This window comes from Alteromonas sp. ABV4_515 (genome assembly GCF_056160345.1).
Genome location: NZ_JBSWWZ010000002.1, coordinates 323,263 through 338,003 on the forward strand (window position 1 = coordinate 323,263; position 14,741 = coordinate 338,003).

The window sequence follows — 14,741 nt, forward strand, 5'->3', positions numbered from 1 at the left end:
GATTATGCAGGCCTTTTTTAGACCGGCCTTTATGACTATTCACGAACAAACGGAAATTTACCGCCACCCTGGTGGAGCGTGAAGCGGTCCACATCAATGCCAGATCCGTTGCTATCGAAAACGATTGTGATACGTGCTGGCTCAAAACGAAATTCGTGAGGAGAAAAGGGCGTCAGGGGAAGAGGGCCTTGGCCAGTCGCCTGGGCATACAGTTGAGCATCTTTAACGAAAAAAGTGATTTTCAGCGGTAAAGCATCAGAGGCGAATACGCCTTCAAAACGTTTTAATGAGGACGTGGTTAAGGTAATCGCTTGCTGAGAAAAATCGGGAATATCGAAATCGTTTCCATAGTAACTGCTAAACACAGCGATGTTGATATCATTCAATGGATAATTAATGCCGTTTGTGAAAACGGCAACAGCAACATCGTCGTCTTCCTGAGTTGCAGTAAACGATCTGAATCCGTCAATAGCGCCATCGTGACCATATAGGGTTTTATCATTAAACGGGTACCGGGCCAGGCCAGAACCATATCCATCTTTAATGGTTTTCATTTTTGAAAGCGATGCGCTGGAAATAAGTTTACCTGCGAACAAACCAGAGAGAAACTTCGCGACATCCGTGGGAGTAGAAATAATGGCGCCGGCGCCAAGAACCACTGAGTGGTCAGCTTCAGGGACACGTTGCCAGGTGCTCTGCTGGAACATGTGGGAGCGGGCCCTGTGGTCGTCATTATCAACATCACCAAAAGACGATTCAGTCAGCGATAGTTTGTCCAGAATATGAGACTGAAGTCGCGCCGCGTAGGTATTCCCACTGATGTCTTCAATAATAAAACCAAGCAGCATATAAGCTGAGTTGGAATAGCTGGCTTTGCTGCCGGGTGTAAAATCACTGTCTAGCGATGCGAGAAGTTTCAGCATTTCCTGCTTGCTCTTCGGCACATGAGCGGTGGCGAAGAAGTTTGGTAAATCTGTGTAATTATGAATGCCGCTACGATGACTCAGCATCATGGCAATGGTGATGTCTTCAGCGTTTTTAATTTGCGGGTAGAAGTTTGCAAGTGGCGTGTCGAGAGAGAGATTGCCTTCTTCTATAAGCTGAAAAATCAGCGTGGCGGTGAAGGTCTTGGTAATTGAGCCAATGCGGTAGCGGGTGTGGATATCTGCCTTTTTATCCGCTTCAATATCGGCAAACCCCACTGCCTTTTGATAAATCGGTTGGCCGTGTTCGGTTACCGCCACACTTACCATCAGCTTGTCGTTAGCGGCGAGCGTTTCAAGCAATTGGTCGAGCTTTTTGCCGTCAAAACCCCATGAGGAAAAGCTGAAAATAAACAGAAAAACACTAAAGATAAGACGTTTGTTCATGATTGCTCCCTGCGTTGCCAAACGTAAAAGGCCGAACGTGAACCCTGCGGCATTGTAAGATTAGTTGCTACTCCACAAACATTTCCTGCTGAAATTTCAGCGTTTGTGTGTCGTTGCCCCGTTGCACTTCAATATTAAACCGAAAGGTTTCCCTGTCGTTAAACGACAGGGGGGCTAAATAATAAATCGCATCCTCTTCCTGCACTCGTTTAAATGTGAGCGATTTTTTCGTGCCAAGTAAATTGGTTGCGGTACCGCTAACAGAGACAACCTGGGCTTCTTGCGTGGCTTTGTCGAGTACAGAAATATTTACCAGCGCGTTATATTTGCTGCGCACAATGCCGTAGCTACGTGCGACCTCTGGGGTGAAAAAGGTGGTGTTTACCACGATGTAATGGACATCCCAATCGCCTAACTGCTTTTTCTGTTCGGCTGCTGCCTGACCACTTAACAACAGGAAGAAAGCAGTAACAAGTGGAAGAAGATAAGCAATATGGCGTTGATTCATCATGATGTCCTTATTGATAACCCTTTAAAAAAGCTTAGCGCTAAAAAACGACCTGGCAATAAAAAAGGCAGCGTACTGCTGCCTTTCAATCATATCACTAATGAATTCCAAAGGTACTGCTGAGGAATATCTGAATAAACTGCAGCAACAGGATGGCAACCAGCACCGATAAATCCAAGCCACCAATAGGCGGAATAATTTTTCTGATGGGGGCCAGGAACGGCTCCGTGAGCTGATACATCACGTATTCAATGGGGTTCTGACCTTGAGATACCCAGCTAAGAATAGCGCGAATGATCAGTACCCAGAACATCAGTCTGAACGTTTCATTGATTACCGTGACCACAGACAGAATAACAATAGAAAGTGGATCGTAATTACCACCGAACATGGCGATTAACACCACAAACTTCAGCGCAGCTACGAGCAGCGCTAATACAAACGTCGCCGTATCAAAATTGCCGATGGACGGAATGACCCGGCGCATTGGCCCCACAATTGGGTGGGTCGCTTTAACAATAAACTGGCTGGCAGGATTATAAAAATCCGCTCTTACCAGCTGTAACCACAATCGTAATATCACCACCATCAAATACAAATCGAAAAGGGTGGAAATAAGAAAGGCCGATGCGTTGCTCATTAACTGTTTTTCCTGTGAAACTTAAAGTTGTTTAGCCATTTCTTCAGCCCGTGAAACCGCTGCGCGCATCGCTTTGCTTACGGTTTCTTTAAGGCCTTCGTCGAGAAGGCTGTTTACGGCCGCTGCTGTGGTGCCGCCCTTAGACGTAACTTGGGCCCGAAGCTCGCTTAATTCAATATCTGGATTGTGACAAACCATTTCAGCGGCACCAAGCATGGCCTGCTGCACCATTTCACGGGCGGTTTTATCGTCGAAGCCCATGTTGATGGCTTCTTCTTGCATGGCCTGTAAAAACAGGAAGAAATAAGCCGGGCTGCTGCCTGCGGCGGCGATAACGCCATTAATGCCGTCTTCTTGTTCAACCCATACGGTTTCGCCGACAGCTTTCATCACGTCATCGGCATAGTCGCGGTCGGTACTGCTCACGGTGTCGTCGGCGTATAAACCAGTCATGCCTTTACCAATCAAACTTGGCGTGTTTGGCATTACGCGTACCACCGGATACTCGCCGCCTAGCATTTCTTGTAAACGGGATACCGGCAGGCCAGCGGCAATAGATAAAAACAGCTTTCCAGCGAAGTCGTTGTTTTCCTGCAGCGCGCCGAGCATGTCACCCATCATTTGTGGTTTCACTGCCAGCACAATGGCATCAGCAAACTGGCAGGCCTCATCGTTTGACTGGGTAACCTGAATGCCGAATTCTTCACTCAGTTTATCGAGTTTTGGCGTAGAGGGATTACTGGCGATGATATTTGCCTTGTCATAACCAGACTGGATAAGCCCGCTGATGATGCTGCGTGTCATATTACCTGCGCCAATAAAAGCCAATTTCTTTTGTTGCATGAATACCCTTTTTGTCATTTCAAATTACAAGATAGCGGGGCAGGAGGGTTAGCTCCTGGCGCCAAAAATCGCGCTGCCAATTCTTACCATGGTAGAACCGTGGGCGATGGCGGCGTCCATATCCCCGCTCATTCCTACGGACAGGGTATCAAATTCGCTCAGCTTTTGCTGGTATTGATGGAATAAATCCGCCAGCGCGCTTAACGTTGCGTTCTGCTGCTGTTCATCGGGTGCGGCTTTTGGAATGGCCATTAATCCACGTAATTTCAGATTAGGCATAGTTTGGATGGTGTCAATCAGCGCAGGTAATTCAGCTGGCTGAATACCTGATTTACTGTCTTCATCATCAATATTTAACTGAATTAACACATTAAGTGGTTTCATCGATGAAGGGCGCTGGTCGTTTAACCGGCGGGCGATTTTCTCGCGGTCGATGGTTTGTACCCAGTCGAAGAGTTCGGCAACCACTTTGGTCTTATTCGATTGTAACGGGCCAATCATGTGCCATTCAATATCGGTGTATTCACTGAGTTGCTGAACCTTTTCAACACCTTCCTGCACATAATTCTCGCCAAACAAACGTTGTCCTTCTTCATACGCTTGGACAATATCGGATACCGGTTTGGTCTTGGTTACCGCTAGTAATTCAACGGATTTTGGAGGACGATGCGCACTTGCAGTGGCTAGTTCGATTCGCGAGCGTGCGGATTTCAGTCGTTCTGCTATTGTTTGCATTAATCAATCGGCGTTTGGAGACATGGTTGTGGATATTACCGAACTTTTAGCTTTCAGTGTTAAAAATAAAGCTTCTGACTTGCACTTATCGGCTGGGTTGCCGCCTATTATCCGTGTTGACGGTGAAATGCGTAAGCTGAACATCCCTGAGCTTGACCACAAACAGGTTCACGCGCTGATTTATGAAATCATGAACGACAAGCAGCGCAAAGAGTATGAAGAAAACCTGGAAGTGGATTTTTCTTTTGAAGTAAAAGATTTGTCTCGATTCCGTGTTAATGCCTTTATGCAGAACCGAGGCGCTGCTGCGGTTTTACGTACCATCCCCAGTAAAGTATTGTCGCTGGATGACATTGCCGCGCCACCTATTTTCCGTGATCTAATTGATCAGCCAACGGGTTTGGTGCTGGTAACCGGCGCTACCGGTTCGGGTAAAAGTACTACGCTGGCTGCGATGATCGATCATATCAATAACACAAAACGCGACCACATTCTTACCATCGAAGACCCTATCGAATTCGTGCATGAAAATAAAATGAGCGTATTGAACCAGCGGGAAGTGCATCGCGATACACATAGCTTCTCGAATGCACTGCGTTCAGCGCTACGTGAAGATCCGGATGTGGTACTGGTGGGCGAGCTTCGTGATTTAGAAACCATTCGTCTGGCAATGACCGCCGCGGAAACTGGACACTTGGTGTTCGGTACGCTTCACACCAACTCCGCCCCGAAAACCATTGACCGTATTATCGATGTATTCCCGGCAGAAGAAAAAGCCATGATTCGTTCAATGTTGTCAGAATCACTGCGCGCCGTTATTTCTCAAACCCTACTGAAGAAAGTGGGCGGCGGCCGTGTGGCGGCGCACGAAATAATGGTGGGGATTCCGGCCATTCGAAACCTTATTCGTGAAGATAAAGTACCACAGATGTATTCGGTGATTCAGACCGGCCAGGCACATGGTATGCAAACCATGGATCAGGCGCTGCAGAAGCTGGTTGCCCTCGGCGTGATCTCACATCAAGACGCGGCTGCGAAGTCCGTTGATAAAAACAAAATGATGTAAGGAGAACAGGGTGACATTAACGGATTATTTTAAACTTGCCACCGAGCGCGGCGCATCGGACATCTTTATTTCTGTAGGGTTTCCGGTGAGTGCAAAAATTGACGGCCAGCTAACGCACTTAAGCAGCGAGCCGCTTACACAGTTTCAAGCCAAGGAACTGGTACACAGCGTAATGGAAGAACGCTATATAAAAGAACTGAGCGAAAACAAAGAAAGTAATTTTGCGGTGGGTATTAAAGAGATTGGACGCTTTCGTTGCAGTGCGTTCTGGCAACGGGACTCCATTGGTATGGTTGCCCGCCGAATTGTGACGGAAATTCCCACCGCCGACGAACTAGGTTTACCGCCAATTCTAAAAGACATCATCATGAGTAAACGTGGTCTGGTGTTGATGGTAGGGGCAACCGGTACCGGTAAATCTACCTCATTGGCTGCACTCATTCACCATCGAAATCACAATACCAAGGGGCATATTCTTACCATTGAAGATCCCATTGAGTTTATTCATAAACACGGTTCTTGTGTGGTCACTCAGCGTGAAGTAGGCATTGATACCCTGAGCTTTGATGACGCGCTGAAAAGTTCGTTGCGACAAGCGCCTGATGTAATTTTGCTGGGTGAAATTCGCTCCATGGAGACCATGGAATACGCCATGTCGTTTGCCGATACCGGCCATTTGTGTGTGGCAACGCTTCACGCCAACAACGCCAACCAGGCCATCGAGCGTATTATGCACTTAGCGCCGAAGGAAATGCATAACAAACTGTTGTTTGATTTAAGCTTGAACCTGCGTGCGATTGTGGCGCAACAACTGGTGCCGAAGAAAGATGAAAAGGGTCGGGTAGCGGCCATCGAAATCTTGCTTAATTCACCGCTGGTTTCTGATCTCATTCAGAAAAACCGCATCGGTGAAGTGAAAGAAGCGATGAAAAAAGGCCGCGAAATGGGCATGCGTACCTTTGATATGGCATTGTATGATCTGTATAAAGAAGATCGTATTAGTTATGAACAAGCGATTCATCACGCTGACTCACCCAATGATTTACGCCTGATGATCAAACTCGACAGCAGCGAAGGATCTGAACTGGGCTCGCTGTCAGGTGTCTCAATCGATATGGACTAAGTGAAAAATAAGAGGGGCGATGCAGAAACTTTTCAGTGATGACGACCGGTTTTTGGTGCAGCAGGTTCGCTCTGAGTTGGACGCCGCCAATATCCCTTATCTGGTAAAGAATGAGTACGCGGGCGGCGCTGTGGGTGAGCTCCCCTGGCAGGAAACGCAAATGGAATTATGGCTGCTCGATGAGCAGTGGTTACCCAAAGCAACACAAATTGTCGAAGCGCTGAGTCCTGCTGATTTTTCTGGAACCTGGCAGTGCACTGCCTGTGGGGAAACCAATGATGGTCAGTTTTCTTTATGTTGGAAATGCCAGACCGTACACGATGAGCTGGCATTGGGTGACAGTTAGCTAATACTGATTCTCCGCCCAACTGGTAAAAATCACACAAGCAGACACGCTGTCGACCTTGTCTTTAGTCAGCTTTTTAAAGCCACCGAGCTCGAATAACATGGCTTTGGCATCGGCTGTAGACAGGCGCTCATCCCAGGTTTCTACTTTCACGTTGAAACGGCCTTCAAGTCGATTGGCAAAGCGCTTTGCTAGCTGGGTGACGGGCTGCTCGGTGCCATCCATATTTAGCGGCAGGCCAACTATCACTAGGTTAGGTTGCCATTCGTCATAGATCTTCTGCACCAGCGCCCAGTCGGGAACGCCATCTCGGGCTTTTAATGCAGCAAGGGGAGAGGCGGTGCCAGTGATTTCCTGACCTACAGCAACGCCGATACTCTTGGTACCAAAATCAAAACTTAAAACGGAACGGCTCATCTTAGGCGTGGCCCACCTGCGGGGTAAGTTGCCAAACATCCACACCCAGCTTTTTCACCGCCGATTGCCATCTTTGATGCATGGGGGTATTGAACAGAATATCGGTGTCGGCTTCTACCATTAGCCAGGCATTTTCCTGCATTTCCTGCTCAAGCTGACCGGCTTCCCAACCCGCATAGCCAAGCGCAATAAGGGCATGTTCTGGGCCTTGCTGATGACCAATGGCTGAGAGAATGTCTTTCGATGTGGTTACCACCACACCCGGCGCCATTTTCAGGCTAGAGCCCCAATCTCCTTCATCACTGTGTAATACAAAGCCTCGCTCCTGGGACACCGGTCCACCGGCCAGAATGATTTGTTCAGCAATGCTGTCGTTGAAGGTGCCGTCTTTGTCTGTCTGTTCGAGCAGTTCTTTCAGGTTCATGTTAGAAGGCTGATTGATAACAATACCCATTGCGCCTTCACTGTTGTGTTCGCAGATATATGTGATGGATCGCGAAAAATACGGATCATCCAATGACGGCATTGCGATTAAAAAGTGATTTTGCAGGGATTTCAATTCAGTCATTCAACGCTCCTCAGACTGCCAGTTTACTCTCGATGGCATCAAACAGTTTACCCATGATACTGAAATCGAAGTGGGCTTCAATTTCCCGCACACAGGTGGGGCTGGTGATGTTTATTTCGGTAATACGATCGCCAATTACATCAAGGCCGACAAATAATATACGGTTTTTCTTAAGAACTGGCGCAATCGCTTCTGCCAGTGCCCGATCAGATTCGCTAATAGCTTGAGGACGTCCAGTGCCACCTGCGGCCAGATTACCACGGGTTTCGCCTTTGGTTGGTAAGCGAGCCAGGCAATATGGCATCACTTCACCATCCACTATTAATACCCGCTTGTCGCCTTCTTTAATGGCTGGCAAGTATTCTTGTACCATCATTTGCTGAGCGCCGTTTTTCGTGAGCGTTTCGATAATGACGCCCAGGTTATTGCCGTCAGGTTTTACCCGGAAAATCGATGCGCCGCCCATGCCATCGAGGGGTTTACAGATAATATCTTCATGTTGGGCGTGAAAATCGCGCACCAATTGCGCATTGCGGGTAACGCGGGTGGCTGGAATTAAATCCGGGAACCAGGAGGTAAAGAGTTTTTCGTTATAATCGCGCAACGCCTGCGGGTTGTTAACAACCAGCGAGCCCTCTGCTTCTGCCAGCGACAGCATTTGGGTTGCATATAAAAACTCGCTGTCGAAGGGCGGATCTTTGCGCATCATCAGCACGTTAATGGCCGACAACGTGATGGTTTCCCGTGGCGATAAATCGTAGAAGTCAGTAGCTTGATCCCGCACGGTAACCTTGCGAACAGAAGCCATGGCCTTGCCGTTGTCCAGATACATATCGGACTGTTCCATGTAATAAATGGTGGCGCCACGTTTCTGGGCTTCCAGCATCATTGCGAAGCTGGTGTCTTTATGAGGTTTTACCGAGGAAATAGGGTCCATCACGAAACCGACGGAATAGGTCATGTTTGCTACTCTTAACTAACGGGAAGATATAATCCTACTATGGCGCTGATATTACGAAAATCAACACCTTTAGCGGGTTATATTGTGCTGAAGCCATGAAATGCGTTGTTGCAATTAGCCTCGCTTCTGAAAAGGAAGCATGAGGATAACCCGGGAACCGCCCCCACGGCGATGCTGTGCATGCATGGTGCCATTGAGACCGGATTTAACCTGACGTTGGCAGCGATCAAGACCACCTGCATCAGTATCGACATTGTGGGATACGGATTTAGCACCCGCGAGTTTCTGCAGCACAGTTCGTGGAATACCCCGTCCCTCATCTTCGATAACCAGTTGCATGGTGTTGGTGCCATTCACGTTATGGGTACTTGCGGAAACCCACATTCTGCCATGGTTCTCATTAGGATATGCATGTTGATAAACATTGAGGAGTAGCTCGCTGAGTACCTGAGTGAAGCAACCTGTTGGCAGTGAAAAGCTAAAATCGGCTTCAATATTTAAACAGGGGGTAAGTGCGAAGTGGGGAACAGAATCGGCAATAATGCCAGCAATTGCTCCCACCGTTGCCGATACGGGAAAGTCCTGAACCGGATTCACCGTCATCAGTTCAATATAGTCAGCCAGCTCTCTAATTCGTTCCCGGGCCTGACCAAGCATGCCCAAGCCAGAAGAGCCCGAGCGAATGATTGAATTATGAAACTGATTCAGCCCTTCTTTTGATAGTTGCTTCAGACTCACATTGCGCCGATTTTGTTCGGTAAGCACATTTTGAAATGTGAGTGTGGTATACACAACATTCAGCTGTGCGTTGATTTCATCAATCAGCCCACAGGCCATGCTGTGAAAGCTTTTTGGCAATGGCTGATGCACTAATTGCGTTACGGCTTGATGATGGCGAACTAACAGCTTGTCGTGCTCTGAACGCAGACTGTGAAGGGCTTGTTCCGATTGCGACACTTGTTTTTGCAATGTCCAGTTTACGCTGGTTCTGCCCTGTTGCTGTTCGCAATAGGAAAACACTTTCACGATATTGGCGGCCACGGCTTGATAGTGCGCTACTGTGGGAAGATCGGGCGAATGTTTATCGCTGCCGGTGATCAACAACGTACCAATACAGCGGTTATCATCTATCAGCGGGAACGACCAATAGCAGGTAATATCGGCAGCGGCGATGTCTTCAGAAAAATCCTGCCAGTGCGGATAAGCAGCAAGATTTTCGATGAAATAGGGCGCTAGCGTGGATGCGGCTTGTCCACAGGCAGTATGTTTGTCACCAACGAGAACCCGGCGAACGGTTTTTAAAAAACCTTCTGGAAGTGAGTGCGCGGTGAGGAGTTGTAGCGTTGCACTGTGGTGAATATGCTGAAGTATGGCAAACCGGTGTCCCGGGGTATGCTGCTCTAAAAAGTGCAGGTAAAGAGCGAGCACCTTGGCTAAAGGTTCCCCTTCAAGAATTTTTTCAAGACAAGTACTGTAAACCTGCTCCAGGTTTAATCGACCTGAAGCAGCAGCGTATTGATGAGCCGGTTGTACCAAATACATAATACGTATTTATTATTTTTCTTATTTGTAGGTCTTTTTTAACCTGATTAAGCCAACAACTCAAGTTTTCCTTGGTTACAAATCGCCGTGCAAAGACTGCAAAATGGAAACTGATGTTAGCGCAGCGGTTTCTGTTCGCAGAATGCGAGGGCCAAGACTCACCGACGAATAGCCGTTTTCATTGGCTTGATGAATTTCCTGTTCAGATAATCCGCCTTCCGGACCAATTAAAAGACGGAATCCATGGGTGCTGTATGGCGTTTTTGACAAAGGTTGTTCTGCTCCGGGCGCGAGAATAAGACGGCTGGCCTGCGTTGGGCTAGCCAACCACTGATTCAGTGTTACGGGGGCATTGAGCTTAGGAACGGTATTGCGACCGCACTGTTCACAGGCGCCGGTGATAATTTTTTGCCATTGTTGGATTTTTTTCTCCCAACGCTTTTCATCCAGCTTGACTGCACAGCGTTGAGTGAGAATAGGTGTGATTTCACTCACCCCCAGTTCTACTGATTTTTGTAAAACGGTGTCCATGCGATCGCCTTTCGATACGCCCTGACCTAAGTGAATAGAAAGGGGGGATTCTTTTCCTATGGTCAAACACGCGTCGGCTTCTACCACCACCTGTTTTCTGCTTACATCGATAATCTGCGCTGAATATTCATTGCCGTCACCATTAAACAATACCACCGGGTGGTTGGCTTTCAGGCGCAAGACCGTGGCAACGTGATGGGCTGCATCTCCGTCTAGCGTAAATTCTTCATCAATAGGAATAGGGGCAGGATGGTATAAGCGGGGGATTCGCATTTGAGGTTATCACTTCAGCATTTCACACAATGACTTATGATAACGATTTTGCAGTGGCGGACGCAACGCCGCCACCTCAAATTACAGTGGGTTAGTTTACCTGAACACTGCCTGTGCGGGTTTCTTTAGAGATTTTGCTCATGTCAGCAGCCTGCGCCTGACGTCGGGCATGAATGGTGTTTTTGCCCTTATCTGAGCTAAGTGCAAAACCCAGAATGAAAAGAACGAGCACAAAAAGAATAGAAAGAAATAACATTGTTAAAATCCCTTAGTTTAGCAAACCCTTACATAGCGATAGCTAAATACCAGATACGTCACGACCACAACATCGGTTCCTGATGTTGAAAAATAATTTCGGTGTAAGTCACTTTACACCGGCATTCTGGCTGTATTTCCAGTTACCAAGTCTTGCCCAGCAAGCGTTGGTGAAATCGAATGTTAGACGAATTGGACGTAAATACCAGCTTTAAAATGCGCTGAAATTATACGATTTTGTAATTAGTCCAAAATTCATAAGGTTAAGAAACACGCTTTTGCGAAGCCATCAGCTAAGTTCGCGAAGCACTGAATATAGCGATTGCGGATGACAGAAATATTATAATTTTTGCGCTTGTGGTACATAATGGCCATTCATACCAACGTATGTACTTAAAAGCTGGCCAGAAACATTGCGTGATCTAGTTCAAAGTTGCTATCGTAAACCCGCACTAACGTAAAGCTTGCGCTACACAAAAAGGAAACCTGTATGGAAGAAAACCTGTCTTTGTTCACTGCTGATGACATTGAACGCTATATCAACGTTTATGCTATTCCGTGGGCAATCAATATTGCCATGGCCGTGGCCATATTCGTTATCGGTCGACTCATCGTTGGCCTGCTACTTTCGATTTTCCGTCGTGTGATGGCGAAATCTAAATACGATGACATGTTGATCAACTTTGTTGAGTCTATCGTCTCAGCCATATTGATGCTGTTCGTTATTGTAGCGTCGCTTGACCAGTTAGGTGTAGATACCACATCGCTGGTAGCGATTGTTGGTGCTGCGGGCTTAGCGATTGGTTTGTCACTTCAGGATTCACTGAAAAACTTTGCCGCGGGTGTGATGCTGCTGGTATTCAAACCGTTCAAGCAAGGTAACTATGTTGCAACAGCAGGAACAGAAGGTATCGTACAAAAGATCGGTATTTTCCACACAGTTATGACCTCGCTGGACAATAAAGAAATTACCATTCCTAACGGTAAAATCTACAGCGACAACATTACTAACTTCTCTGCGAAAGATACCCGTCGTTGTGACATGATGTTTGGTATTGGTTACGACGATGATCTTCTGAAAGCAAAAAGCATTCTGCAAGAACTGGTCGACAGCGAAGAGCGCATTCTGAAAGAGCCTGCGTGCCTGATTGGTGTTGCTGAACTGGGTGACAACTCGGTTAACTTTACCGTTCGTCCTTGGGTTAAGGCATCAGATAATCTGGCTGTGCGCCTGGCATTTACCGAAGCGGTTAAATTACGCTTCGATGAGGAAGGTATTTCCATTCCTTATCCACAAATGGATGTTCACTTCTACAAAGAAGCAGACCGTGTTGCCGAACAGGAAAAAGCGTCTCAGTCTGCCTGATAGCGCATTTTTTCATAACACATCAAAACCCGGCACTTGCCGGGTTTTTTCATTCATATTGCGAAAAAATCTCTTTGATTTGTCGTCGTATCCATTTTCGTAACGGATCTTCCTGCGTGCGCGGATGCCACAATTGTTCTATTTGAATGGGCGGTACGTCGAACGGTAAATTTTGCGCTAGTAATTGGGGATGTCGTTGGGTGGCATAGTCGGCAATGGGAGCGAGACAGGTAAGCCACAAGGTTCTGCCAACGATAGTATCAGGTAGATTGAGAAACCCTGAAGCACCTGAAACAACCTGACGATTTAAGCCATGTGATTCTAAAGCCTCATCCACAGGACTGCGAAGATCGCCGGTCATGGTTGAAACAACATGACGAGCAGCGGCATACTTTTCTGCGGTAATTGGCGCCGCTTGCGGATTCACCTCTTTGTCACATACCACCTTAAACGGAAATCGAGCAAGAGGCTGGCGATAAAAATGCTCTGGTGCCTTTCTGAAAAAGCCCGCGATGGCAATATCACATTCACCCTGTTCCAGTGCAGCCTGCGGCAATTGCCCCACCGTGTTATGACAAATGATTTTCACATTCGGCGTGTGCTCATGAACACGATCTAGTAATGAGGGTAACAACAGCCATTCGATAAAATCGGTGGCATAAATATGAATTTGATCGACGCGGGTGTGCAGCTCTTTTGCTTCGTGGCGAAGATAAAACTGCTCCAGACTTTTCACCAGGCAACATACATCCTTTGCCATTTGATGCGCTTTCGGTGTAGGGGTGAATCCGCGGCCCGTGCGAATGAAGAGCGGGTCGTCGAACTCAGCTCGGAGTTTATTGAGTTTGTGGCTCATTGCCGGCTGACTCAAGCGTATGCGAGTGGCGGCGCGCTGTAAGCTGCGTTCTTCGTATAAAACCGTAAACAAATAAAGTAAATTGAAATCTTTGCCTGCAATATTCATTTTTTAAAATTAGATCTTTTAAAATATTCATTTATTAAAACACAGATCCGCCCCTATATCTCCTTTACAATCGATTTCTGTCGGGTGGCTAACGCTCGACCAACAAATACCAGCGGAGAAATTAAATGGCAGCATTATTCAGCGCTTTTTCAGTTAAAGACCTAACACTACGAAACCGAATTGCTGTACCACCTATGTGTCAGTATATGGCAGAAGACGGTTACACCAATGAATGGCATCAGGCGCATTATGCGTCGCTTGCCCGTGGTGGTGCAGGCTTGGTTATCGTGGAGGCAACCGGTGTTTCTCCAGAAGGGCGCATAACACCGGCGTGCTTAGGGTTATGGGAAGATGGACAAATAGACGGCCTGCGTCGCATTGCAGCGAATATCGAAGCTGCCGGTGCAGTACCCGGTATTCAAATTGGTCACGCAGGAAGAAAAGCCAGTGCAAACAAGCCCTGGGAAGGCGATGATCATATTCCGTCTGGCGAGCCAGGCAGTTGGGATATTATTGGTCCGTCGGCTATTCCCTTTGGTGTTAACCTGCCACGCACGCCTGCTGAAATGACGAAGCAGGATATCGACCGGGTTAAAGCTGACTTCGTTGCCTCTGCTAAACGTGCTGTTGAAGCCGGTTTTAAATGGTTGGAACTGCATTTTGCCCATGGTTATCTGGCCCAAAGCTTTTGGTCTCCAGTTGCGAATCAGCGAGAGGATGAATACGGCGGCAATGCTGAAAATCGCGGGCGTTTCCTGCTAGAAACCTTGCAAGCCGTGCGGGAAGTATGGCCGCAAAATCTGCCGCTCACTATCCGTTTTGGTGTGGTGGAATACGACGGCTCTGACGACACGCTTTTCCCTGAATCCATTGAACTGATCAAGCAGTTCAAAGCCAACGGTGCCGACTTTATCAGCGTTAGCATTGGCTTTAACACGCCAGAAGCACAAATCCCATGGGGACCGGCGTTTCTTGCGCCAGTCGCCGAGCGGGTTCGCCGTGAAGCGGGTGTGCCGGTTGCGACGGCGTGGGGTGTCGATACACCTGCTCTGGCGAATGGCACGGTAGAAAAAGAACAGCTTGATTTGGTGATGATTGGACGCGCCCATCTGTCGAATCCCCATTGGAGCTACATGGCTGCCAAAGCATTGGGCGAAGACAAGCCTTCGTGGGTGTTGCCAGCTTCTTATGCCCACTGGCTTGAGCGTTATGCGCCAGCGGAAACAGAATGAT

Annotated in this window: 17 protein-coding genes; 5 read left to right on the forward strand and 12 right to left on the reverse strand. The window is 47.7% G+C overall.

Features of this window, described 5'->3' with window-relative positions; genetic code table 11:
* Positions 1-35 precede the first annotated feature (35 nt).
* From ACXAGX_RS05730 to ACXAGX_RS05750, 5 genes are all read right to left on the reverse strand, one after another.
* On the reverse strand, positions 36-1,370 hold the full coding sequence (locus tag ACXAGX_RS05730; RefSeq protein WP_474821092.1) for a serine hydrolase domain-containing protein: 1,335 nt from the start codon (positions 1,368-1,370) through the stop codon (positions 36-38).
* Positions 1,371-1,437: 67 nt separating this feature from the next.
* Positions 1,438-1,881 carry a DUF4426 domain-containing protein gene (locus tag ACXAGX_RS05735; RefSeq protein ID WP_474821095.1) on the reverse strand — a complete coding sequence of 148 codons (444 nt, stop codon included), beginning with the start codon at positions 1,879-1,881 and terminating at the stop codon, positions 1,438-1,440.
* 94 nt (positions 1,882-1,975) lie between these two features.
* Positions 1,976-2,518 (reverse strand): YggT family protein, encoded by a 543-nt coding sequence (locus tag ACXAGX_RS05740; protein ID WP_474821098.1) that lies wholly within the window; start codon positions 2,516-2,518, stop codon positions 1,976-1,978.
* Positions 2,519-2,539: 21 nt separating this feature from the next.
* Positions 2,540-3,361 carry a pyrroline-5-carboxylate reductase gene (gene proC / locus ACXAGX_RS05745; protein WP_474837143.1) on the reverse strand — a complete coding sequence of 274 codons (822 nt, stop codon included), beginning with the start codon at positions 3,359-3,361 and terminating at the stop codon, positions 2,540-2,542.
* Positions 3,362-3,409: 48 nt separating this feature from the next.
* Positions 3,410-4,096: a YggS family pyridoxal phosphate-dependent enzyme gene (locus tag ACXAGX_RS05750; RefSeq protein WP_474837145.1), complete on the reverse strand. Its 687-nt coding sequence runs from the start codon at positions 4,094-4,096 to the stop codon at positions 3,410-3,412.
* A 28-nt stretch (positions 4,097-4,124) separates the two neighbouring features.
* Here ACXAGX_RS05750 and ACXAGX_RS05755 point away from each other — a divergent pair, with 28 nt between their 5' ends.
* Genes ACXAGX_RS05755 through ACXAGX_RS05765 form a run of 3 tightly spaced genes read left to right on the forward strand, consistent with a single transcriptional unit; the run spans position 4,125 to position 6,631 of the window.
* Complete coding sequence (locus tag ACXAGX_RS05755) at positions 4,125-5,162, forward strand: type IV pilus twitching motility protein PilT (RefSeq protein WP_070125090.1); 1,038 nt, start codon at positions 4,125-4,127, stop codon at positions 5,160-5,162.
* Between the two features lie 10 nt (positions 5,163-5,172).
* Positions 5,173-6,285 carry a PilT/PilU family type 4a pilus ATPase gene (locus tag ACXAGX_RS05760; RefSeq protein ID WP_474837147.1) on the forward strand — a complete coding sequence of 371 codons (1,113 nt, stop codon included), beginning with the start codon at positions 5,173-5,175 and terminating at the stop codon, positions 6,283-6,285.
* A gap of 19 nt (positions 6,286-6,304) precedes the next feature.
* Complete coding sequence (locus tag ACXAGX_RS05765) at positions 6,305-6,631, forward strand: putative signal transducing protein (protein WP_474837149.1); 327 nt, start codon at positions 6,305-6,307, stop codon at positions 6,629-6,631.
* Here ACXAGX_RS05765 and ruvX read toward each other — a convergent pair whose 3' ends face one another.
* The 6 genes from ruvX to ACXAGX_RS05795 form a co-directional block, all read right to left on the reverse strand.
* On the reverse strand, positions 6,632-7,048 hold the full coding sequence (gene ruvX, locus ACXAGX_RS05770; protein WP_474837151.1) for a Holliday junction resolvase RuvX: 417 nt from the start codon (positions 7,046-7,048) through the stop codon (positions 6,632-6,634).
* A gap of 1 nt (position 7,049) precedes the next feature.
* Positions 7,050-7,616, reverse strand: coding sequence for a YqgE/AlgH family protein (locus tag ACXAGX_RS05775; RefSeq protein WP_474821117.1), 567 nt, complete (start codon positions 7,614-7,616; stop codon positions 7,050-7,052).
* A gap of 10 nt (positions 7,617-7,626) precedes the next feature.
* Positions 7,627-8,577, reverse strand: coding sequence for a glutathione synthase (gene gshB, locus ACXAGX_RS05780; RefSeq protein ID WP_474821120.1), 951 nt, complete (start codon positions 8,575-8,577; stop codon positions 7,627-7,629).
* Between the two features lie 114 nt (positions 8,578-8,691).
* Entirely contained in the window at positions 8,692-10,119 is a 1,428-nt protein-coding gene (locus ACXAGX_RS05785; protein ID WP_474837153.1) for an ATP-binding protein, read from the reverse strand.
* Between the two features lie 75 nt (positions 10,120-10,194).
* Positions 10,195-10,923 carry a 16S rRNA (uracil(1498)-N(3))-methyltransferase gene (locus ACXAGX_RS05790; RefSeq protein ID WP_474821126.1) on the reverse strand — a complete coding sequence of 243 codons (729 nt, stop codon included), beginning with the start codon at positions 10,921-10,923 and terminating at the stop codon, positions 10,195-10,197.
* Between the two features lie 91 nt (positions 10,924-11,014).
* Positions 11,015-11,179, reverse strand: a complete 165-nt coding sequence (locus ACXAGX_RS05795; protein ID WP_170826576.1) for a hypothetical protein — start codon at positions 11,177-11,179, stop codon at positions 11,015-11,017.
* Positions 11,180-11,668: 489 nt separating this feature from the next.
* Here ACXAGX_RS05795 and ACXAGX_RS05800 point away from each other — a divergent pair, with 489 nt between their 5' ends.
* Positions 11,669-12,544: a mechanosensitive ion channel family protein gene (locus ACXAGX_RS05800; protein WP_474821133.1), complete on the forward strand. Its 876-nt coding sequence runs from the start codon at positions 11,669-11,671 to the stop codon at positions 12,542-12,544.
* Positions 12,545-12,593: 49 nt separating this feature from the next.
* Here ACXAGX_RS05800 and ACXAGX_RS05805 read toward each other — a convergent pair whose 3' ends face one another.
* Complete coding sequence (locus ACXAGX_RS05805; RefSeq protein WP_474837155.1) at positions 12,594-13,508, reverse strand: LysR family transcriptional regulator; 915 nt, start codon at positions 13,506-13,508, stop codon at positions 12,594-12,596.
* A gap of 125 nt (positions 13,509-13,633) precedes the next feature.
* Here ACXAGX_RS05805 and ACXAGX_RS05810 point away from each other — a divergent pair, with 125 nt between their 5' ends.
* Positions 13,634-14,740, forward strand: coding sequence for an NADH:flavin oxidoreductase/NADH oxidase (locus tag ACXAGX_RS05810; protein ID WP_474837157.1), 1,107 nt, complete (start codon positions 13,634-13,636; stop codon positions 14,738-14,740).
* Position 14,741 lies beyond the last annotated feature (1 nt).

Coding starts and splice junctions, on each gene's coding strand:
- ACXAGX_RS05730 (WP_474821092.1), bottom strand. CDS start 1,370: ATGAACAAACGTCTTATCTTTAGTGTTTTTCTGTTTATTTTCAGCTTT.
- ACXAGX_RS05735 (WP_474821095.1), bottom strand. CDS start 1,881: ATGATGAATCAACGCCATATTGCTTATCTTCTTCCACTTGTTACTGCT.
- ACXAGX_RS05740 (WP_474821098.1), bottom strand. CDS start 2,518: ATGAGCAACGCATCGGCCTTTCTTATTTCCACCCTTTTCGATTTGTAT.
- proC (WP_474837143.1), bottom strand. CDS start 3,361: ATGCAACAAAAGAAATTGGCTTTTATTGGCGCAGGTAATATGACACGC.
- ACXAGX_RS05750 (WP_474837145.1), bottom strand. CDS start 4,096: ATGCAAACAATAGCAGAACGACTGAAATCCGCACGCTCGCGAATCGAA.
- ACXAGX_RS05765 (WP_474837149.1), top strand. CDS start 6,305: ATGCAGAAACTTTTCAGTGATGACGACCGGTTTTTGGTGCAGCAGGTT.
- ruvX (WP_474837151.1), bottom strand. CDS start 7,048: ATGAGCCGTTCCGTTTTAAGTTTTGATTTTGGTACCAAGAGTATCGGC.
- ACXAGX_RS05775 (WP_474821117.1), bottom strand. CDS start 7,616: ATGACTGAATTGAAATCCCTGCAAAATCACTTTTTAATCGCAATGCCG.
- gshB (WP_474821120.1), bottom strand. CDS start 8,577: ATGACCTATTCCGTCGGTTTCGTGATGGACCCTATTTCCTCGGTAAAA.
- ACXAGX_RS05785 (WP_474837153.1), bottom strand. CDS start 10,119: ATGTATTTGGTACAACCGGCTCATCAATACGCTGCTGCTTCAGGTCGA.
- ACXAGX_RS05790 (WP_474821126.1), bottom strand. CDS start 10,923: ATGCGAATCCCCCGCTTATACCATCCTGCCCCTATTCCTATTGATGAA.
- ACXAGX_RS05795 (WP_170826576.1), bottom strand. CDS start 11,179: ATGTTATTTCTTTCTATTCTTTTTGTGCTCGTTCTTTTCATTCTGGGT.
- ACXAGX_RS05800 (WP_474821133.1), top strand. CDS start 11,669: ATGGAAGAAAACCTGTCTTTGTTCACTGCTGATGACATTGAACGCTAT.
- ACXAGX_RS05805 (WP_474837155.1), bottom strand. CDS start 13,508: ATGAATATTGCAGGCAAAGATTTCAATTTACTTTATTTGTTTACGGTT.
- ACXAGX_RS05810 (WP_474837157.1), top strand. CDS start 13,634: ATGGCAGCATTATTCAGCGCTTTTTCAGTTAAAGACCTAACACTACGA.